Source organism: Anaerocaecibacter muris (assembly GCF_943192945.1).
GTDB classification, from domain to species: domain Bacteria; phylum Bacillota; class Clostridia; order Christensenellales; family Pumilibacteraceae; genus Anaerocaecibacter; species Anaerocaecibacter muris.
This window is the reverse complement of record NZ_CALPCE010000002.1, coordinates 81,133-99,701: the sequence shown is the minus strand read 5'-3', so window position 1 is coordinate 99,701 and position 18,569 is coordinate 81,133. Positions and strand designations below refer to the sequence as shown.

Genomic DNA, 18,569 nt, shown 5'->3' with positions numbered 1-18,569 from the left:
TTTTATGCCTTATACTTCTATCGGTTTTCCCCGAAATCTATTTCGGTGACGTCGTCTTTGACGTAAATATCCAGTTCCTCGTCGAGCGACGCGTCGCAAACTTTTTCGACGGGCAAAATCAAATACTTGGCGATGCCCTCGGCAAGGATATTATTGTCCATATCCATTATGTAGCACTTTGCGCTGTACGCGCGCGACAGCCGCTCGGTGTACATGCCGCGACCTTTAAGCGGCGTATTGTACGGCACGGGTTTGCGGTACTTGACGTTGATGTCCATAGTCACGGCGATTTTGTCCGGGCAATCCACCCACAGCACCCTGCCCGCAAGCTCGTCTATCATGGTTGCGAGCATACCTCCGTGCACACGTCCGGGGTAGCTTTGGTGCTCCTCGCGAAAAGTGAACAGTCCGCCGACGGAGCCGTCCTCCATATTGTAAAACTGTCCGCGAACGCCCGCAGAGTTGTTCATACCGCAAATAAGGCACATGTGCGAATTGTTTTGCTTGGAAACTACTTTCATGGTTCTTCCTCTCGCAATGGTAATATATACAGTTTACACCGCTCGCGACCAAAAGTCAACGGTTTAATAATTGACAAAATGCGTCGCATAGGCTATAATTATCAAAATACACAAAGCGAAAAAAAAGGACAGTCAATGAAAATCAAAGGCGCGGCGGCGATTGTCAAATGCCTGCTCGAACAGAACGCCACAACCGTATTCGGTTACCCCGGCGGACAAATAATAGACCTGTTCGACGAATTGTATAGAGAACCGAAAATAACAAGCGTGCTCACGTCGCACGAACAGGGCGCGGCGCACGCCGCAGAGGGTTACGCCAAAGCGACCGGCAAAGTCGGCGTCGTCATCGCGACGTCCGGTCCGGGGGCGACCAACCTTGTCACGGGCATAGCAGACGCATATCTCGACAGCGTGCCGCTTGTCGCCATAACTGGCAACGTGCCCGTGCCGCTACTCGGTCGCGACAGCTTTCAGGAAGTGGACATAGCGGGAATAACCATGCCCGTGACCAAACACAACTTTATTGTCAAAAACGCGCAAGATCTGCCCGACGTAATACGTCGCGCGTTTTCGCTTGCCAAATCGGGCAGACAAGGTCCCGTACTGGTAGACGTACCCAAAGACGTACAGCAAGCGATGATCGAGTACGAACAAAAACCGTCCGATCCGCCGAGCGCGCCGACCGAGCCAAAAGATATAACCGCCGCCGTCAATCTCATTAACGCCGCCAAACGCCCCGTAATATACGCGGGCGGCGGGTGCATTGCTTCCGACGCAAGCGAACAACTTACGCAGTTTGCCGAGCGCATAAAAGCGCCCGTCGCATTGTCGGTCATGGGACTTTCGGCGCTACCCAAAACAAGCAAGTACTATGCGGGCATGATAGGCATGCACGGTCACGCTTCGGTCGCGCGGCTCATAGGACAGAGCGACCTCGTAATAGCGGCGGGCGCACGGTTTTCGGACAGGGTCGCGGGCGACCGCACCAAGTTTTGCAAGCACGCCAAAATTCTGCATATAGACATCGACGCGGCGGAAATAGACAAAAACGTGACCACCGACGCGCATATTTGCGGCGACGTCAAGCAAACGCTCGAACTGCTCAACGCGCGCGTCGAGCAAAAGGCGGACGAAACAATGCTGCAACTCAACGCGGAGCTTAAACGCGAATATCCGCTGCCCGACTGCAAAGGCAAGCTGTCGCCGCGCACGGTAATTAGATACGTATCCGCGCACGCGCGCGACGCGATTGTCGCAACGGACGTGGGGCAACATCAAATGTGGGTGGCGCAGGAGTATTCGTTCCCCGCGCCGCGCACGTTTTTGACAAGCGGCGGACTGGGAACAATGGGCTTCGGACTGGGCGCGGCGATTGGCGGCGCGGTTGGCACGGGCAAGCGCGCCGTGCTGTTTACGGGCGACGGATCGTTCCACATGAACATGAACGAACTGGCGACCGCTACCCGCCTAAACCTGCCTATAACGGTGTTCGTGTTCGATAACAGAACGCTCGGCATGGTGCGGCAATGGCAAACCCTGTTCTACGGCGGGCGGTATTCTTCTACAAATCTGGACGGGAACAAAACCGATTTTGTCAAGATAGCCGAAGCGTTCGGCGCAAAGGGATATATACTCGACGACGACAAGGACGTTGCTAAAATCGTCGATACGGCGTTGAGCGAAAACGGCGTGACGGTGGTCGATTGCAAGATAGACCGCGACGAATTCGTACTGCCCATGATCCCCCCGGGCAAGACGATGAACGACATAATAACGAGCTTGGACGAGCCGAAAAAGGAGAACCGACAGTGAACGGGAGTACCGAAAAATCGCATATAATATCCGCGCTTGTAAGCAACGAAAGCGGTGTTCTTACCCGCATATCGGGGCTGTTTGCGCGACGGTGTTACAATATAGATTCGCTCGCCGTTTGCGCCACGGAAGACGAAAAACTGTCGCGCATGACGATAGTCGTTCGCGGCGACGACAGCGTGCTTAAACAAATAGTGTTACAGCTCGGTAAATTGCCCGACTGCAAGCTAACGGGCGAACTGAACGCAAACAAATCGGTTTTACGCGAACTGTTGCTTATAAAGATAAACGCGGCGGCGGACAAGCGCGCGGAAATCGAAACGGTCGCGCGCACCTACGAAGCAAAAATAGTAGACCTCTCGCCCGACTCGATAGTCATGGAACTGACGGGCAAGCCCGGCAAAATCGACGGGTTTATAGAAGTTCTTAAATCATACGGAATAATCGAACTGTCGCGCACGGGACTCACCGCGCTCGAACGCGGCGGCGGCAAACTCAACAGCTAAAAGAAACCCCTCGATACGTTTTAACCGTTCGAGGGGTTTTCATATATTTGTGCTTTTCAATTTTTAGCCTTCGGCTTATGCGGCATTTGCAAACGACTCGCTATAAACAAAATAACTTCCGTCATCACAATCGGTATATAACTGAATTTAATCGTTCCCAACCAATCGGTAAACACCGTTCCGCTAAAAGAACTCGACCCGATAACTATCAAATATTTGAATATAAGGTTCCCGACCAACGCAACCGCCGTAACTATCAATAAAGGACGTATAATCTTGTTTAAAAAATACGGATTATATATCGCATCGTCGCGCAAATATCCGCACATCAGCCGAATGAAAATTCCGGCTATCGCGACAAATAACACAGGCTCTATAATACTGTCATAGAGCGCATACAAAGACGAAACAGCGCCGCCTTCTACCGATAAAACATTGCCGTTGAAAAGCGCGTCCGCACCGTATATAAAATCTTTAAACATAGTACGGTTAAGCAAACCGATCATAAGACATATCGCCGCAAATACGGCGGCGTCCTTAAATGCGTCGAGCAATAAATAATCGACGGTGGCATCGTCACGCTTGCACAAATTACGAACTACGCCGCGAGCTACAAACAACAATCCCGCAAAAACCATCATAAAAATCATCATGCCTGTTATCGCACTGTCCGCAGTAAGGTTGGATAAAACAACAATGATGCACACGGAATTAAAAAAGTAAAAATTTCTATCGACAGTCGTAAAAAGCAATCCCGCTTTTTCGGATACGTCAACCCGCAAACCTGCTTTCATTTGCGGGATAAAACTTTTAATCGATAAAACTAAATACTTGATTCCAAACCCGAGAAACAAAAAATACAGCGCGCATGCGCCCACGCCCGATAGAGTGCGATAAACTGTCGCATAACTTATCGAAAACAAATCGAGAAATAATTTAACCGCATTTATAAGATGTAGCGACTGACCGTAAAACTGCACCGCGCCCAAAAGATATAAGATAATGCAAACAACATGAAACGCAAGCGCTACCGAAGCAAGCGCCACCAACAATATACATTTAATATTTATTGGGGATTTCTGCTGTTCCCCTACTCCGTCGGCGGCATCGACAACCGTTACATCTTCTTCCTCTTTGACATTTTCCATTATTTGTCCTCCGTGATTTCTTGCATTATTGCGTCGAATTTTTCTGCCGAAATCGTGGAAATATCGTTCGGCACGGATATAACGGTATTGTTTATGTTATAAAACTCGAACACATCGAATTCCGAAACAGATGATTCTATATCTTGATCGTTGAAGTCAGTTCTTTCGTGCTCATATTCGTTACGAAACTCCAAAGAAATCGTCGGACGTTCGGCGTTGCCTAAATCGAGCGCAAATTCTCCCGAAAAACCGTCGTCAAGATAGGACGACGAAACGCCGTTTATAGATAATAACCGAGAAGCAAACGATTTGAACGTATCTTTTTTCATAACATAACTATCGCCGTCTTTGCTAAAACCGTCGTCGATATAAGAACCGATATAATTGCCCATAATGTTCAGCACTCGGAAGTTATTGGTATTCGCAGACCCTAACGCAGAAACGACGGCGCGCCCGACCGATGTGTCTTCCGAAAAATCGCCCCACTTCCCTATAATTCTGTCGCAACCCGTAATGCTTTTGCCGTTCACAGACATTTTCAGCTTATTAAATCGCAACAAAAATCTGTCTTTGCTTATATAAAGTTCCATATCAATAGCGGTGTTGCGATATGATTTTTTCACTTTTTCTTCGCCTTTATCGTTTTTTCCCATAACTTCCGCATCGGAAGCGATTGTGCAAATGGATTTATAAAACGTTGCGTTTTCCGTTATGTATACAAACATTTCGCGTTGTACAGTAGTCGTCGAAAAATCCTCTCGATTTCCTTCTACAGAAACATTCGCATACACGGATGTGCGTTCGTACATCGTAACGCTTTTATATTTTTTTCTTTCCTGCTCGACATCGTCCTCGCTCTCGCCGTCAGTCGCATAGCGTAGCTGATTATAATCATAACCCGATAACCGAGGAGAAAAGTCTTCGAGCATATTTCCCATAGAGTTTAGTGAAGCGATTTCGGCATTGCTTCCGCTTCCCGCGCCCGCGCTAATCCTGTTCCAATCGTACCCGACTATGCACGCCGCGATAATCAGTATCAAACAAATGCCCAAACAAATAGACCGTTTTACAACCGACTGTTTCGTCATTTTTCCTTTGTTCCTCCGCAAATTTGTTACGAACAACACTTATTGTTCTTATTCGTACACAATTAGTTTAGCACAAGCCCCCCCCCCCCCTGTCAAGTCATTATCGCGTAATTCTTTTATTTTCTTTTCGTTTTTTAACCTTATTCTAATAATCTTTATATAATGGTCTAATAAAGTCGGGATATAATAAAGGCATAAATTCACCGCGGAGGTAATCATGAACAACAAGGAAAGAAAAATCGACCACTTATTATCGGTACTTGCAATCTGCTTGTATGCGGTAATAATCGCTATAAAATGGATAATGGTTTATCAAGACGTGTCGCCCGATGCGTTGCGCGCAATCGATATTATTCGCACAATCGTGCTGTGCCTGATGTTCCTTGTCGTAATGTATAACGCTTGCTGTTGGACGAGCAACCCTATACTTAAAATCGTGTTTATAGTCGTCGCGCTGTTCCTTATTGCGAGCGCGATTTCGGTACAAGTTCCCGCCGTAAGAACGTTCTTTATCGACAACAAAATACCGCTTGTGCTGTAAATCAGATAAAAATCAACCAAAAACACCCGCAAAAGGGCTGTAAACATGCGTTTGCAGTCCTTTTTTGCCGTTTAAAAATTGACAAATGCGTGCGCAAGTGGTAAAATATATATAAGAAAAACACAACAAAATCCGTTAAAGGAAGCTATTTATGTCACAGGAATTTTATTCGAGCATGGAAAAAGCGCCGCAACGCGCACTGTTGAAAGCATTGGGCTTGACCGACGAGGAACTTAAAAAGCCCATAGTCGCGATAGTTTCCGCAAAGTCGGAAATCGTGCCCGGACACATGCACCTCGACGCGATTACCGACGCCGTCAAAGCGGGCGTATATGCGGGCGGTTGCACGCCGGTGGTCGTTCCCGCTATCGGCGTATGCGACGGGCTTGCCATGGGTCACGGCGGTATGCGTTATTCCCTGCCCTCGCGCGAACTCATTGCCGACGGCGTGGAAACCATGCTGATAGGTCATGCGTTCGACGGCGCGGTGTTCGTGCCCAACTGCGACAAAATAGTCCCCGGCATGCTCATGGGCGCGGCGCGGGTAAATATCCCGTCGGTTTTCGTTTCGGGCGGACCTATGGAAAGCGGCAAGTTCAAAGGCAAAAAAGTCGGGCTGTCGTCTATGTTCGAGGGCGTGGGCGCGGTCAAAAACGGCTCTATGAGCCTTGACGAACTCACCGCCATGGAGAACGTCGCCTGCGTCGGTTGCGGAAGCTGTTGCGGCATGTACACCGCAAACTCGCTCAACTGCCTGTGCGAAGCGCTCGGCATGGCACTCCCCGGCAACGGCACTATACTCGCCGTGCACAGCGAGCGTTTGCGGCTTGCCAAACGCGCGGGGCTTGCGATTTGCAACCTTGTGCGCGACGCGATTACTCCGCGCATGATAATGACAAAACGCGCGTTCACCAACGCGCTCACTTTGGATATGGCGCTCGGCGCGTCCACGAATACGCTTTTACATCTGTTTGCCATCGCGGCGGAATGTAACGTCGCGCTCGATTACAACCTCGTTCAAACTATTTCGGACAACACCCCCACGCTGTGCCGCCTGTCGCCGTCCACAGACGTCGATATGGAACAACTGCACCTCGCGGGCGGAATAATGGCGGTGCTTCACGAACTCGCCAAAAAGAACATAATCGACGGATCGGCGTACACCGTCGCGGGCTGTGCGCTTGCCGATAATTACGAACACGCACATGTTCTCGATGCGGAAGTTATCCACAAAATCGACTCGCCCATTTCCCCCGTCGGCGGCATTGCAGTGCTTAAAGGCAACCTCGCCGAGGAGGGCGCGGTGGTCAAACGCTCAGCTGTCGATAAATCCATGCTCAATTTCTCGGGCAAAGCAAAATGCTTCAACTGCGAGGAAGACGCCGTCGCCGCGATATATTCGGGCAAGATTAAAAAAGGCGACGTCATGATTATACGATACGAAGGTCCCGCGGGCGGTCCGGGTATGCGCGAAATGCTTTCGCCCACCTCCGCGCTCGTCGGCATGGGTCTGGACAAAGACGTTGCGCTCATAACCGACGGACGGTTTTCGGGCGCGACGCGCGGCGCGGCAGTCGGTCACGTCTGCCCCGAAGCGGCGGCGGACGGCAAAATTGCGCTCGTCAAGGACGGCGACGTGATCAAAATCGACATCAACAACGGCAGACTGACTCTCGACGTGCCCGCCAAAGAATTGCAGGCGCGCCAAAAGAAACTCCGCCCCAAAGACAGCAACGCTTCGGGCTGGCTGTTGCGCTATCAAAACCTCGTCACGTCCGCCGCGAACGGCGCGACGCTTAAAAAGAAGTTTTAACGCAATCGCCCGATCGCCTGCGCCATGCGTTCTAAAATCCACATCTTGCGCGCATGACGCAACTACGACAAACAGTATTACGACTAAAATAAACCCCGATAAGGAGATAAAAAATGTTTGAAAGAATTCAAAAAGAACTTGCGGAATACTTCGATATAGACGCCGCAACGATCACGCGCGAAACGACTTTCGCGGACGACCTAAAAGCCGACTCGCTCGCGCTCATGGAACTCATGTTCAGCCTCGAATCGGAAACAGGCAAAACGCTCGACGACGACGTAATCGAAAAAGTCAAGACGGTCGGCGAACTTTGCGACTTGTTGGAAAAATAATTACCTGTGATCAAAACCGGCTTGCCGTGGCAAGCCGGTTTTATTTTGGAATTTTACGCTTTGCGGCGGTTCGCCTTGATTCCTCGACAAGCACGGAATGATGTGAGTATAAGCATTTCTTCCCTATATATTAAAATCAAGTTTCGCGTAACAGGTCTACTTATAAATCAAAAGCACATACACGCCGTTGGGATAGCGGAAGTACGGTTTTTTATCGACGGAAAAGACAAAGTCGCTGTCGCCTGTTTTTTTATACGCCGCGGCGATTTCGGCGGCGTACATATCGACGGTATTCACTTGCGTTTTGTTAGGAAAATCGAGTTTGACTTCTATCTTGCCCACCGCGCCGTCGCTTTCCACCGCCTCGAACAAGCGGTTAAGCTCGGCTTGACTCTTTACGACTGCGGAGTACGTCGCGCCGTCTATGCGCAAAATCTGCGCCGAATAATAATCGTAATCGATTGCGGCGGCGTAAACGGGTTCGGTAAAAACGTGTCCGTTCTCGAACTCCGCAATAGTGTCGTCGGCCACCAAAAAATACCCGTGCGCTATCTGTTTTTTCAGTCCGCCGTCGCCGACGGAATAATACGCCGCGTCGCTCGTAACATCCACGTTGTACCAATTATCGCCGAGCCGAACTTTATTCCACGCGTGCGGCGCGGACGAAAACGACCCCGTCACGCGCACGCTCTCTATATCCTCAATCGCGCACAGAAAATTTAACGCGCGGCTCAACCCGTCGCACACCGCCCTGCCGTTTAAAAACACGCCGTCTATATGGAACGCCGCGTCGTCCGCCAAATCTGTGTCGCCGCTCATAAACCTGTCGTACAACTCGAAATCGTATCCGATCTGACTGACAAGCCAGTCGTGCATTGCATGAACTTTTTGATACGCGCCGTCGTCGCCGTCGTGCCACGCGTTAAGGATATACCTGTCGAGCATAGCGCGCGCCGCATCGTATATCGGCTTAACGGGATCGCCGTCCGCAAAAATCGGGCGTTGCCCGTCGAAAACAACAACGGCATAAAGCTCGTTCACGCGGTCGCGGAATTGCGCGGGCGTAAGCGCGCCGCTGTATTCGGACAGCATAACGCCATCTTTACCGTCAATCGGGCGCACGGGCGCAACGTCGGGTTGCGCAATCAAATGCGGCGCAAGATCGGGCGTATTGCCGCGCACACCGCCGCAACCCGACAGCGTCACAGTCGCAACCGTCACGGAAAACACCGCCGCAATCGCCGCGAATATTCTACAACGCATAGCGATAGTCCGAATACGTGACGGTGAGCGGCGAACCGTCGCGTTCGAGCGCAACGGTCAAAACCGCGCCGTTGCCGCGCCCGCTGTAACCGAGCAACGTTCCCACGAGCGAGCACACGTCGGAATTGACAATCGTGTTTCCGTCGTCGTCATAGACAAGCCGAAACCCGCCGACGCGCGTAACCACATCACCGACAACCACAGCTTCGGGCGGAGTACCCTGATTGAGCGCAACCACGGTAAGCCTGCCGTTGCGGTATTCGCATGAATACCCGAACGGAAGCCCGACGCGCCCTATCGCGGACGTGTCGCTCGCGCGCAAAGTAACGGGCGTTTGCCGCACTTCGCCGCCTTTACCCTCCGCCAGTATGCGTTTATAAACGGGATAAAGCACCGATACGGGCGTTGCGAACCCCGTGTCCTCCACGTCCGAACTCGCGCCGCCCTCGACGCCTACGCCGTCTGTATTGCTCATGCGATAAGTGCCCAACCCGACAAGATTGCCGCGCATATCGAACACTCCGCCGCCGCTCATGCCCGCATTTATAACAGCGGTAGTGCGCATGACGGGCACGGTCTTTTTGCCGCCGGCGTTAAAAAGTTCGTTACATTCGAGCATTTCGCTCGCGCGGGAAATAATCCCGTCGTAGGACGCGATGCCCATGCCCATAGCGTTGCCTATCGACACAACGTAGTCGCCCTCGCTGTACTTGACGTCGGGCGAAAAAAACTCGCTACCGTCGAGGTTGTAAACGGTGTGCACGGTCGTGTGGTCGAGCGACAAGACCGCAACGTCGTAAAACCCGTCATACCCGACGACCGACGCTTGATAAAACCCGTCCTCGCCGTAAAACCGCACTGCGGGCAACTGCTCGACCATTACGTAACTTTCCAGTACGTGCGCGTTGGTCAGAACGTATACCGTATCGCCCTCGCGCTTCATTACTATGCCGCTTCCTTTAAGCCCGCCGCAGGACACCTCGGCAATACTGCTTTTGCGCGCGGCAATCACCGCCGCGATATTCTGCTGAACATCGCCGTGCGTATCGATAACGGGCGGCTTTTCGCCCCTGCGCATAAAATAGCCCGTAAGCGCCGACGACAAAACGCCCACTGCAATGCACAGCGCAGTCATCAACGCGACAATCATCCACACCAAGCGATTGTCTGTGCGCACGTTTCTACCGTTGACCGAAGCATACCCGCCGCGCATACTCTCGTCCGATTGAGCCTGCGCGTACTCGCGCACGTCCGTCGGTTCGGCGGGCGGCGTTTTGTCCGCAACGCTTAAAGCGCGCGCGTCGGCAACAACGGGCGCGGAGCTGTCGGGTTCCGTAACTGTCGCAACGACGTTCGCGCCGTCGTTTTCCACCACGGCGGGAACGTTCTCGGATATTTCGTTGGTTTTATTATTTTCGTTTTTCATGAAATCACTATGAATATCGATTTACGGATAGCTATCCGCAAGTTGAGCTTTACGGTCTTTACCTATTTACCGTGTATACGGTGTAGTCATTATAGCACAGGCAGACAAAAGTGTCAACCCCGCAAACGCACGAGCAAAGCGCGATGAATTTGTCGATTTTGCCGCATACCCTACAATTTCGACAATGTCGAAAACCAAAAGTAATCGGCAAATTCGACAATGTCGAAAAAAGCTAATACTCCGCATTTTCGACTTTATTTGCTATTCCGCGCGTATTCGCTAACGGCTAACACTCTCCCGTCCCTCATCATTTCGATCAATGTGCGCTTCCTTGCGGCGGTTCGCCGGCTCAATCGACAGGCTTGGAATGACGGGTGGTTGGGCATTACACTCCCATATAAAAAAGTCCTGCGCACGGCAAGACTTTTATAATTTTATTATTCTCTTAATTACGCTCGGTTTATTCTGTTCGAGTATTTGTAATACGGCGCGGGATCGTAACGGTCGGTGAATTGCCAGTGCACGGGTTGCATGCCGTTTTGGACGAGCCAGCAATTGACCTTGGAAAACGGTTTCGACCCGAAGAATCCGCGATACGCCGACAGCGGACTGGGGTGCGCGGAAGTGACGATAAAGTTACGGTCGTCGATCAACGCCGATTTTTGCCGCGCGCTCATGCCCCAAAGTATATACGCGACGGGCTTGTTGCGCGCGTTTATTGCGGAAATAATCGCGTCGGTAAGGTTATGCCAACCGAGCGACTGATGCGACTGCGCCTCGCCCGCGCGCACAGTGAGCGACGCGTTAAGGAGTAGCACGCCTTGATTAGCCCAGCCGATAAGCGTCGTGCTGTTGTTGGGCGTGACGTTCAGGTCGGATTTAAGCTCGGCAAAAATATTGACGAGCGACGGGGGCGGTTCCACACCGTTATTGACGGCAAACGCCAAGCCGTTGGCTTGACCCGCGCCGTGATAGGGGTCTTGACCGAGAATAACGACGCGCACCTGATCGTAATCGACGAGTCGAAGCGCGGCATAAATCAAATCGCGCGGCGGGTACACTTCATAGCGCGCGTACTCGCGATCGACCGCGTCCATAAGGTTTTTAAAATACGGTTTTTCGTATTCCGCGGCAAGCACTTCGTCCCATTTTTCGGTGATAATCATAATCGTATTTCCTCTGATTGGTAAATTGACTTAATCAAAACGCGCTCGCGTCCATGACCGCGCCGACAGCCGCGCTCATAATCTTGGGGATAGCGCGCTCGGACAGCGAATAAAACATGACCTTGCCTTGACGTTTGCAGTCCACGATGCGCGCGGTGCGCAGTATGCGGAGTTGGTGCGACACCGTTGTCTGATTGATCGCGGTGAGCGTGGACAAATCGGTCACGCACATGGACGACACGGTCAGCGCGGAAAGGATTTTAAGCCGCGTCACGTCGGACAGCGCGTCGAAGAACGTCGCGAGCGCGTAAAGACTGCCGTTGTTCGGCAAGCTGTCCTCGACCCTCGCCGCAGTAATGCTGTCAAGCAACATAGTGTTCATGTGTGCACTATAACATATATTCGCGCGATTGTCAACGCCGTGTTTTGCCGCAAAACCGCTAATCTTGCCGAAACGCAAAAAAACCTAACCGCCGCAAAGAAGTCGCACAAAAAAAAATCCGCCGTCACTATTTCGACAAATTCCGCATATATAATGCTGTACTCATGTACTTCCGAGCATGAGCAAAAACAACCGCTGACGGAGGCGCTATGCAAGACGACATTTTCAACCTGCTTATGATGATCCTCATGCTCGAAAACGGCGGAGGCACGGAAAGCATAAACCAGCTTGTTATAATGTTTCTGTTAATGAATTCGCGAAGCGGTAACAATTCGGGCATCGGCATAAACAACGCGTTCCGCCGCGGTCACTCCGACTGCGACGGCAACTGCAATCGCGACGAAGGCTATACCTTTTAATATATTGCGAAATGACGGGCTGTCCCCATCATTTCGACCAACGTGCCCACGTCCTTACCACCACCCCATCATTTCGACCGTAGCGCGGAACGCGCGGAGTGGAGAAATCAAGGCGTAGCCGCATAATTATAATGAGCGACAGCCGCACAATAAAAAATCAAGGCTTGCGATAATCGCAAGCCTTCCGTCATTGTTCATTATTACTTTTAAAAGCGCAAAAATTGAGTACTACATCCTTTCGGGCGCGTCCAACAGGACAAGCCCCAACCCGTATTTAAGCGTATCCGCGACGCGTTCGGTAAGCGCGAGCCGCGCTTTTTCCGCATCGCCGCCGCACATGATACGGTCGGCGTTGTAAAATCTGTTAAACGCCTGACAAATCTTCACCAGCCGCCGCGACACAATGGACGGTTCGTATTTGACCGCCGCGGAGTACACCGTTTCGTCGAAGTCCGCAAGCAGTTTGATAACCTCGTAAGCCTCGTCGTCGAGCAACTGCGCGCAGTCGATCTTGTCCGTCGCGCCCGACGAATATCCCGCCTTTGCGAGCACGGAACGACAGCGCGCGTGCGTGTACTGAACATACGGACCCGTTTCGCCGTCGAAGTTGAGCGCGTCGGCGAGCGAGAAATTTTTGTCTTTGAGCCTGCCGTCATACAGCGCGTCGAACACGACCGCGCCCACGCCCACGCTCTCGGCAACGCCGTTGCGGTCTTTAAGCGACGGATTGCGTTCGGCGATAATGGCAGTAGCTTTTTCGACTGCCGCGTCGAGCACGTCGCTCAAATACAAAACATTGCCGCGCCGCGTGGAAAGCGATATTCCCTCGACGGACACCATGCCGTAACTGACATGCACCATGTCGCCCGCCCACGGCTCGCCCATAAGTTCGAGCACTTTAAAAAGCTGTTTAAAATGCAACGCCTGATGGCTCGCAACGACGTACAGACATTTATCGAAATTATAGTTTTCATGCCGATAGTACGCCGCCGCAAGATCGCGCGCGATATAAAGCGACGCGCCGTCGCTCCGCCGAATAATAGCGGGCGGCATATCGTCGCCGAGCGCAACGACCTCCGCGCCCTCGCTTGTCGCGAGCAAACTTTTGCCGTTCAAACGCTTTTCTACGTCGGCGACCTTGTTGACGTAAAAACTCTCGCCGAGGTAGCTGTCGAACTCGATATTGAGTCGCTTATAAACCTTTTTGGCTTGTTCGAGCGTGATCGCCTTAAACTTCTCGAACAGCCCGACGGCGTAAGCGTCGCCGCTCTCTATTTTTTTAGACCACTCGCGCGCTTCCGCCGCCAACGCCTCGTCCTTTTCGGACTCGTTGTGATAGCGCACGTAAAGATCCAACAGCTCGTCCAGCCCGCGTTCGGACAGACGTTCGTCGCTGCCCCAACGCTTGAACGCGGAAATAAGCCCACCGAACTGCGTTCCCCAGTCGCCGAGGTGGTTTATGCCGACGACGTTCGCGCCGACCGCCTTAAAAATCTTGTACAGCGCGCCGCCTATGACGGTGGTCATAAGGTGTCCGATATGGAACGGCTTGGCTATGTTCACCGACGAATAATCGATACAAACGGTCTTGCCCGCGAGCGGCTTATGCGCGCCGAGCGCGTTAGACATTGCGTTCTGCGCAAACGCCAACCGATCGATAGTAAAGTTTAAGTACCCGTTAAGCGCCTCGACGGTCATACCGTCAACGCGAATCGCCGTCGCCGCCTCCGTCGCAATCACCGCGGGGCTTTTGCGCAACAGCTTGGCAAACTTAAAACACGGCACACAGTAATCGCAAAACGCGTCCGCCGCCGTAACGTCCGACAGTTCGAGCGACGGCAACGCCGTTTTCGCCGCATTGTATATTAAAGTCTTATAATCGTTCATATGTACACCTGTGCATTAAATAGTGAATAGATAAGAGATAAAAGATAATAGTTGAGGAAGTTTTGCGTAAAGCAAAACTTGATTAAATATATAGAAAAGAAATGCTTATATCCCCATCATTCCGCGCTTGTCGATTGAGCTACGATCATCCGCCGCAGAGTGGGAGAAAAGACAAACTCGCTTTTGTGCGCTTTGTAGAATAATAGGAGTGTACATCCCACACCGCCCATCATTCCGAGCTTGTCGAGGAATCCAGGCGAACCGCCGCAGAAAAGCAATGCAAAAAAATTCGACAAAGCATATTTGAGCGCGCAGATACGAGTTAGGCAAGGAAGTCCAAGGGTGGCGCGCTGGGAGTGTAGACCCACCTACACGACAGAGCGCCGCTCGACGGCCGACGCCGCATAACGAAGTATATACGCGCTCAAACGTTGAATTTGAACTCGACGACGTCCCCGTCGCGCATAACATAGTCCTTACCCTCGCTGCGAAGTTTGCCTGCGGACTTTGCCGCAACGAGCGAACCGCAGGACACGAGATCGTCATAAGACACAATTTCCGCGCGAATAAACCCGCGCTCGAAATCGGAGTGAATTTTGCCCGCCGCCTTGGGCGCGGTCGTGCCGCGCTCGATAGTCCACGCGCGCACTTCCTTTTCGCCCGCGGTAAGATAGCTCATAAGCCCCAAAAGTTCGTAACCGGACGTAATGACGCGTTCCAGTCCCGACTTTGTAAGTCCCAACGCGTCAAGATATTCGGCGCGTTCGGATTTGGGCAACTGCGAAATTTCGTTCTCGACCTTGGCGCAAATATCGATAACCGCCGCGCCGTCGGCTTGGGCGTACTCGCGCACGGCTTGGACGTACTTGTTTTCGTTCGCGCCTATATCGTCCTCGGAAATGTTTGCGCAGTAAATAATAGGCTTGACCGACAGCAAGAATTGCCCGTCCACCGTCGCAAGCGTTTCGTCGTCCAGCTTCATGGAACGCAACGACTTGCCCGAATCGATACAAGCAGTCATGCGGTTGAGCAAGTCGAGCGCGGCGGCGGCTTTGGGATCGCCGCTCTTAACGGTCTTTTCAAACCTCGCCCGACGTTTTACTATGCTCTCCAAATCGGCGAGCATGAGCTCGGTGTTTATGACCTCCGCGTCGCGCACGGGATCGACCGTTTCCGACACGTTAATTATGTTGGGGTCGTCGAAACACCGCACAACCTCGATAATCGCATCGCACTCGCGTATGTGCGAAAGAAACTTGTTGCCCAGCCCCTCGCCGTGCGACGCGCCCTTGACCAACCCCGCAATATCGACAAACTCGATAACCGCAGGCACGACACGCTTGCTCGAATACATTTTTTCGAGAACGGCAAGCCGATCGTCGGGCACGGCAACCACGCCGACGTTAGGTTCAATCGTACAGAACGGATAGTTAGCGCACTCCGCGCCCGCCTCGGTAATGGCGTTGAACAGCGTGCTTTTGCCGACGTTCGGCAAACCTACAACTCCGATTTTCATAGCTTCTCCAATACTTTAATTCTTATATTTTACTATATAACCCCGCACGCTGTCAAGCAAAGCAAAACACGCTACAACACTAATCGAAATTTTAACCAAATCACTCCATTTGACATAACATATTTAATAATGTACAATACGGGCATGAACACACCGAGCGAGGACACAATAACGCTATCGAGAGCGAGCGAAAAAGACTGCGCAAGAATTTATGCGCTGTTGGAAGAAGCGTTTGACAAATCGGAACGGCGCGATTATGCCGATTTTATTCGTGCGGCAAAATACGCCGATTATATAATGTTCGACATTATGCGCGCAGATACCGTTGTCGGGTTTATAGGCGCGTGGACTTGCGACGATATTTTATATATCGAACATCTTGCAACTTATGCGCAATATCGAAACATGGGGTATGGCGCGACGGCGTTAAAACTGTTGCAAACCGACTATCCCGCTATCGTATTGGAAATAGAACCGCCCGAAACCGACTTACAAAAACGACGACGCGGCTTTTACGAACGATTGGGCTTTGTAATGAACGACTGCGAATATCTGCAACCGCCGTTCCGCGCAGACGACGCGCCCTTCCCGCTTAAACTAATGAGCTACCCCATTGCACTATCCGACGCGCAACCCGTCGTGCGCGAAATTTACGAAAAAGTTTACAACACAGATTTTCAAACAGTAATCGAAAAATACAAAAAATCCCGCAAGCAATAACACTCCGCGGGATTTTTTAATACTGTTAAAAACTATTCGTCGGTTATTGTTTAATTATTCCGCTCCACCTTGCGGCGGTTCGCCTGGATTCCTCGACAAGCTCGGAATGATGGGTGATGTGGGCTTTGCTATTCTATACCTAAAAACTATTCGTTGGTTATTCCCAAAATATAAGACGGATCGACGTCTAAAATCTTGCAAAGATTAGCAAACGTATCAAGCGCAGGCATTGCCCTACCCGACAAATACTGCGACACGGTCGGAGGCTTTATTCCCAATCTATTTGCTATTTCCGTAATCGACATATTGCTATATTTAATAGCATCTATCAACCTGTTTCTAATTATATCAAGCGTAATCATGCTTATATGATATAGGTGTTGCCTATATCATACTTAAACATTAGGCATTACCTAATGTCGTTTTTACTAATCTTTTATACACAACAAATATGACGGATCAAGGTCTAATAATTTACACAAATTTGCAAAAGTTTCAAGTGACGGCATAGCCCTACCTGACATATATTGCGACACAGTAGGTTCAGAAACTCCAAGCCCGATAGCTATTTCACGCTGTGAAATTCCACTCGATTGGATTTCAAATATCAGTCTTTGCCTAATTTGATCTACGGTTATCATATAAGCATTTTATAGGCAATGCCTATAAAATGCTTGACAATTAGGCATTGCCTAATCTATATTATATGTACTATATTCAAAAGGAATACGATATGAACGAACCCAAATTATGTGAAAACTGTTACTTTTTTCGCGCACATTATGCAAAGGACAATAACGGAAAATTTCACGAGTTAAAAGACGCGCACTGCACAAACAATAGCATACGGAAAATGACGTTTGTCAGAGCGCGAAAAAACAGTTACCCTTGCTCCGACTGGACGCCCGTCATTGAAATCGATTCATCGGAAGATATTGACGAAATTATTAAAAGAGCGGCAAAGCTCATAGAACGGATTGCCGCACATTTAGACATAGAATAACCGTTGCGCTATCGTCAATAAAACAGCGCGCGCGGCAAAACTGTTAAACATATTTACTGATATAGGGCTTTATTCTATTTATTTTCCCGACTAACCACGTAAATAAAGCCTTTTCATCCTGCGGCGGTTCGCCTTGATTCCTCGGCAAGCTCGGAATGATGGGTGTATAAGCATTTCTTTCCTATATATTTAAATCAAGTTTTGCGCAGAGCAAAACTTCCACAACTATTATCTCTTATCTCTTATTTATTATCTTGCCCCCCCATCATTTCGACCGTAGCGCCATGACTTTACGCATGCACTTAATCGGGCGATAAGCTCGATCGGCAACAATAGTAAACACACGAAGGAAATCCAATCTGTGATTGGCGGAGAAATCAAGGCGTAAGCCGTATAAATAAAAATATCTACTCCCGCGACTTATGCCGCGTCCGCTACATAAATAACGGTACTTGAATAAATTGTATCGCCGTTATTATCTTTGCCTATCTCCACACTGCTAATATCAAGTTCGGTCGCATGCGCCGAATCGGAATAGAATACATAGTCCGCCGCGTCGCCGTAACCGTATGCCGAACGCGAAAAATCCTCCGCAGTAAGCGTCGTTCCTTTCGCGCGGTAAATCGCATACTGTTCGTTATTGTAATCGAACACAACTTCTTCATAAGTCATAGGGCTGTACGAACCGAAATATAATGTTATATTATCGTTTACGCCGCCCACGAATTTTACCAAACATTGCTCGTCCACATAAAGATTTTTATCGCGGAATAATCCCGTGTCTTCCATAAACTTGTCGCAGTATTTTTCGGCAAGCATATTCATAGTAACTGTTTCGCCCGCCTTAACCGTGAGTTTATACTCTTGAAGATCGTCTTTCATTTCCTTTACCGTAACCGTGTAATCGGACGAACAACCCGCCATACCGAACACGGCAAGCCCGCATGCAACAATACTCGTCAATAATGAAAATTTCTTAATTCTCATAATATCACCCTCCTTGCCTAATTAGTTGATTTATTATAA

The 18,569-nt window shown here is 50.4% G+C and carries 20 protein-coding genes; 8 read left to right on the top strand and 12 right to left on the bottom strand.

The annotated features are described in order from the left end of the window. Positions 1 to 17: 17 nt before the first annotated feature. Positions 18 to 521, bottom strand: a complete 504-nt coding sequence (locus NFR57_RS02020) for a PaaI family thioesterase (protein WP_251182168.1) — start codon at positions 519 to 521, stop codon at positions 18 to 20. Between the two features lie 135 nt (positions 522 to 656). On the opposite strand from NFR57_RS02020, the gene ilvB reads away from it, so the two are divergent. Together ilvB and ilvN are read left to right on the top strand one after the other, a co-directional pair. After that, on the top strand, positions 657 to 2,333 hold the full coding sequence (gene ilvB, locus NFR57_RS02015; protein WP_251182167.1) for a biosynthetic-type acetolactate synthase large subunit: 1,677 nt from the start codon (positions 657 to 659) through the stop codon (positions 2,331 to 2,333). Then, positions 2,330 to 2,839: an acetolactate synthase small subunit gene (gene ilvN / locus NFR57_RS02010; RefSeq protein ID WP_251182166.1), complete on the top strand. Its 510-nt coding sequence runs from the start codon at positions 2,330 to 2,332 to the stop codon at positions 2,837 to 2,839. Before ilvB ends, ilvN begins: the two co-directional genes overlap by 4 nt. A gap of 56 nt (positions 2,840 to 2,895) precedes the next feature. On the opposite strand, the gene NFR57_RS02005 is transcribed toward ilvN, so the two are convergent. Together NFR57_RS02005 and NFR57_RS02000 are read right to left on the bottom strand one after the other, a co-directional pair. After that, entirely contained in the window at positions 2,896 to 3,987 is a 1,092-nt protein-coding gene (locus NFR57_RS02005) for a hypothetical protein (protein ID WP_251182165.1), read from the bottom strand. Continuing rightward, positions 3,987 to 5,075: a hypothetical protein gene (locus tag NFR57_RS02000; protein ID WP_251182164.1), complete on the bottom strand. Its 1,089-nt coding sequence runs from the start codon at positions 5,073 to 5,075 to the stop codon at positions 3,987 to 3,989. The genes NFR57_RS02005 and NFR57_RS02000 overlap by 1 nt, the downstream gene beginning before the upstream one ends. A 217-nt stretch (positions 5,076 to 5,292) precedes the next feature. Between NFR57_RS02000 and NFR57_RS01995 the strand changes: the two genes are divergently transcribed. The 3 genes from NFR57_RS01995 to NFR57_RS01985 all read left to right on the top strand — a co-directional run bounded on the left by NFR57_RS01995 (position 5,293) and on the right by NFR57_RS01985 (position 7,761). After that, a complete protein-coding gene (locus tag NFR57_RS01995; protein WP_251182163.1) occupies positions 5,293 to 5,616 on the top strand; it encodes a hypothetical protein in 324 nt (107 codons plus the stop codon). 151 nt (positions 5,617 to 5,767) lie between these two features. Beyond that, positions 5,768 to 7,429, top strand: coding sequence for a dihydroxy-acid dehydratase (ilvD, locus tag NFR57_RS01990; protein ID WP_251182162.1), 1,662 nt, complete (start codon positions 5,768 to 5,770; stop codon positions 7,427 to 7,429). 113 nt (positions 7,430 to 7,542) lie between these two features. Continuing rightward, a complete protein-coding gene (locus NFR57_RS01985) occupies positions 7,543 to 7,761 on the top strand; it encodes an acyl carrier protein (protein ID WP_251182161.1) in 219 nt (72 codons plus the stop codon). Between the two features lie 156 nt (positions 7,762 to 7,917). Here the strand turns inward: NFR57_RS01985 and NFR57_RS01980 are convergent, their stop codons facing one another. The 4 genes from NFR57_RS01980 to NFR57_RS01965 all read right to left on the bottom strand — a co-directional run bounded on the left by NFR57_RS01980 (position 7,918) and on the right by NFR57_RS01965 (position 11,998). After that, positions 7,918 to 9,024, bottom strand: coding sequence for a transglutaminase domain-containing protein (locus NFR57_RS01980; protein ID WP_251182160.1), 1,107 nt, complete (start codon positions 9,022 to 9,024; stop codon positions 7,918 to 7,920). Then, complete coding sequence (locus NFR57_RS01975; RefSeq protein WP_251182159.1) at positions 9,014 to 10,450, bottom strand: S1C family serine protease; 1,437 nt, start codon at positions 10,448 to 10,450, stop codon at positions 9,014 to 9,016. Before NFR57_RS01975 ends, NFR57_RS01980 begins: the two co-directional genes overlap by 11 nt. Before the next feature lie 449 nt (positions 10,451 to 10,899). Further along, a complete protein-coding gene (locus NFR57_RS01970; protein ID WP_251182158.1) occupies positions 10,900 to 11,616 on the bottom strand; it encodes a uracil-DNA glycosylase in 717 nt (238 codons plus the stop codon). Positions 11,617 to 11,650: 34 nt separating this feature from the next. Continuing rightward, a complete protein-coding gene (locus NFR57_RS01965; RefSeq protein ID WP_251182157.1) occupies positions 11,651 to 11,998 on the bottom strand; it encodes an ArsR/SmtB family transcription factor in 348 nt (115 codons plus the stop codon). A gap of 209 nt (positions 11,999 to 12,207) precedes the next feature. On the opposite strand from NFR57_RS01965, the gene NFR57_RS01960 reads away from it, so the two are divergent. Further along, on the top strand, positions 12,208 to 12,417 hold the full coding sequence (locus NFR57_RS01960; RefSeq protein ID WP_251182156.1) for a hypothetical protein: 210 nt from the start codon (positions 12,208 to 12,210) through the stop codon (positions 12,415 to 12,417). A 228-nt stretch (positions 12,418 to 12,645) separates the two neighbouring features. Here the strand turns inward: NFR57_RS01960 and argS are convergent, their stop codons facing one another. Together argS and ychF are read right to left on the bottom strand one after the other, a co-directional pair. Next, positions 12,646 to 14,304 (bottom strand): arginine--tRNA ligase, encoded by a 1,659-nt coding sequence (argS, locus tag NFR57_RS01955; RefSeq protein ID WP_251182155.1) that lies wholly within the window; start codon positions 14,302 to 14,304, stop codon positions 12,646 to 12,648. 424 nt (positions 14,305 to 14,728) lie between these two features. Next, positions 14,729 to 15,820 carry a redox-regulated ATPase YchF gene (gene ychF / locus NFR57_RS01950; protein WP_251182154.1) on the bottom strand — a complete coding sequence of 364 codons (1,092 nt, stop codon included), beginning with the start codon at positions 15,818 to 15,820 and terminating at the stop codon, positions 14,729 to 14,731. A gap of 144 nt (positions 15,821 to 15,964) precedes the next feature. On the opposite strand from ychF, the gene NFR57_RS01945 reads away from it, so the two are divergent. Next, positions 15,965 to 16,540 carry a GNAT family N-acetyltransferase gene (locus NFR57_RS01945; RefSeq protein ID WP_251182153.1) on the top strand — a complete coding sequence of 192 codons (576 nt, stop codon included), beginning with the start codon at positions 15,965 to 15,967 and terminating at the stop codon, positions 16,538 to 16,540. A 146-nt stretch (positions 16,541 to 16,686) separates the two neighbouring features. Here the strand turns inward: NFR57_RS01945 and NFR57_RS01940 are convergent, their stop codons facing one another. Next, entirely contained in the window at positions 16,687 to 16,902 is a 216-nt protein-coding gene (locus NFR57_RS01940) for a helix-turn-helix domain-containing protein (RefSeq protein WP_275557164.1), read from the bottom strand. 66 nt (positions 16,903 to 16,968) lie between these two features. Beyond that, the gene (locus NFR57_RS08815) at positions 16,969 to 17,181 is read right to left on the bottom strand and encodes a helix-turn-helix domain-containing protein (protein WP_420840761.1); all 213 of its coding nucleotides are present in this window, start codon (positions 17,179 to 17,181) and stop codon (positions 16,969 to 16,971) included. Positions 17,182 to 17,393: 212 nt separating this feature from the next. Here NFR57_RS08815 and NFR57_RS01935 point away from each other — a divergent pair, with 212 nt between their 5' ends. Continuing rightward, the gene (locus tag NFR57_RS01935; protein ID WP_251182151.1) at positions 17,394 to 17,543 is read left to right on the top strand and encodes a hypothetical protein; all 150 of its coding nucleotides are present in this window, start codon (positions 17,394 to 17,396) and stop codon (positions 17,541 to 17,543) included. 420 nt (positions 17,544 to 17,963) lie between these two features. On the opposite strand, the gene NFR57_RS01930 is transcribed toward NFR57_RS01935, so the two are convergent. Then, the gene (locus tag NFR57_RS01930; RefSeq protein WP_251182150.1) at positions 17,964 to 18,530 is read right to left on the bottom strand and encodes a hypothetical protein; all 567 of its coding nucleotides are present in this window, start codon (positions 18,528 to 18,530) and stop codon (positions 17,964 to 17,966) included. Positions 18,531 to 18,569 lie beyond the last annotated feature (39 nt).

Excerpts from the sequence above, each read along its gene's own strand:
- ychF (WP_251182154.1), bottom strand. The coding sequence starts at position 15,820 with ATGAAAATCGGAGTTGTAGGTTTGCCGAACGTCGGCAAAAGCACGCTG.
- ilvB (WP_251182167.1), top strand. The coding sequence starts at position 657 with ATGAAAATCAAAGGCGCGGCGGCGATTGTCAAATGCCTGCTCGAACAG.
- NFR57_RS01960 (WP_251182156.1), top strand. The coding sequence starts at position 12,208 with ATGCAAGACGACATTTTCAACCTGCTTATGATGATCCTCATGCTCGAA.
- NFR57_RS01975 (WP_251182159.1), bottom strand. The coding sequence starts at position 10,450 with ATGAAAAACGAAAATAATAAAACCAACGAAATATCCGAGAACGTTCCC.
- NFR57_RS08815 (WP_420840761.1), bottom strand. The coding sequence starts at position 17,181 with ATGATAACCGTAGATCAAATTAGGCAAAGACTGATATTTGAAATCCAA.
- NFR57_RS01970 (WP_251182158.1), bottom strand. The coding sequence starts at position 11,616 with ATGATTATCACCGAAAAATGGGACGAAGTGCTTGCCGCGGAATACGAA.
- NFR57_RS01980 (WP_251182160.1), bottom strand. The coding sequence starts at position 9,024 with ATGCGTTGTAGAATATTCGCGGCGATTGCGGCGGTGTTTTCCGTGACG.
- argS (WP_251182155.1), bottom strand. The coding sequence starts at position 14,304 with ATGAACGATTATAAGACTTTAATATACAATGCGGCGAAAACGGCGTTG.
- NFR57_RS01995 (WP_251182163.1), top strand. The coding sequence starts at position 5,293 with ATGAACAACAAGGAAAGAAAAATCGACCACTTATTATCGGTACTTGCA.
- NFR57_RS02000 (WP_251182164.1), bottom strand. The coding sequence starts at position 5,075 with ATGACGAAACAGTCGGTTGTAAAACGGTCTATTTGTTTGGGCATTTGT.
- ilvD (WP_251182162.1), top strand. The coding sequence starts at position 5,768 with ATGTCACAGGAATTTTATTCGAGCATGGAAAAAGCGCCGCAACGCGCA.
- NFR57_RS01965 (WP_251182157.1), bottom strand. The coding sequence starts at position 11,998 with ATGAACACTATGTTGCTTGACAGCATTACTGCGGCGAGGGTCGAGGAC.
- NFR57_RS01935 (WP_251182151.1), top strand. The coding sequence starts at position 17,394 with ATGACGTTTGTCAGAGCGCGAAAAAACAGTTACCCTTGCTCCGACTGG.
- NFR57_RS02020 (WP_251182168.1), bottom strand. The coding sequence starts at position 521 with ATGAAAGTAGTTTCCAAGCAAAACAATTCGCACATGTGCCTTATTTGC.
- NFR57_RS01985 (WP_251182161.1), top strand. The coding sequence starts at position 7,543 with ATGTTTGAAAGAATTCAAAAAGAACTTGCGGAATACTTCGATATAGAC.
- NFR57_RS01940 (WP_275557164.1), bottom strand. The coding sequence starts at position 16,902 with ATGATTACGCTTGATATAATTAGAAACAGGTTGATAGATGCTATTAAA.
- NFR57_RS01930 (WP_251182150.1), bottom strand. The coding sequence starts at position 18,530 with ATGAGAATTAAGAAATTTTCATTATTGACGAGTATTGTTGCATGCGGG.
- NFR57_RS01945 (WP_251182153.1), top strand. The coding sequence starts at position 15,965 with ATGAACACACCGAGCGAGGACACAATAACGCTATCGAGAGCGAGCGAA.
- NFR57_RS02005 (WP_251182165.1), bottom strand. The coding sequence starts at position 3,987 with ATGGAAAATGTCAAAGAGGAAGAAGATGTAACGGTTGTCGATGCCGCC.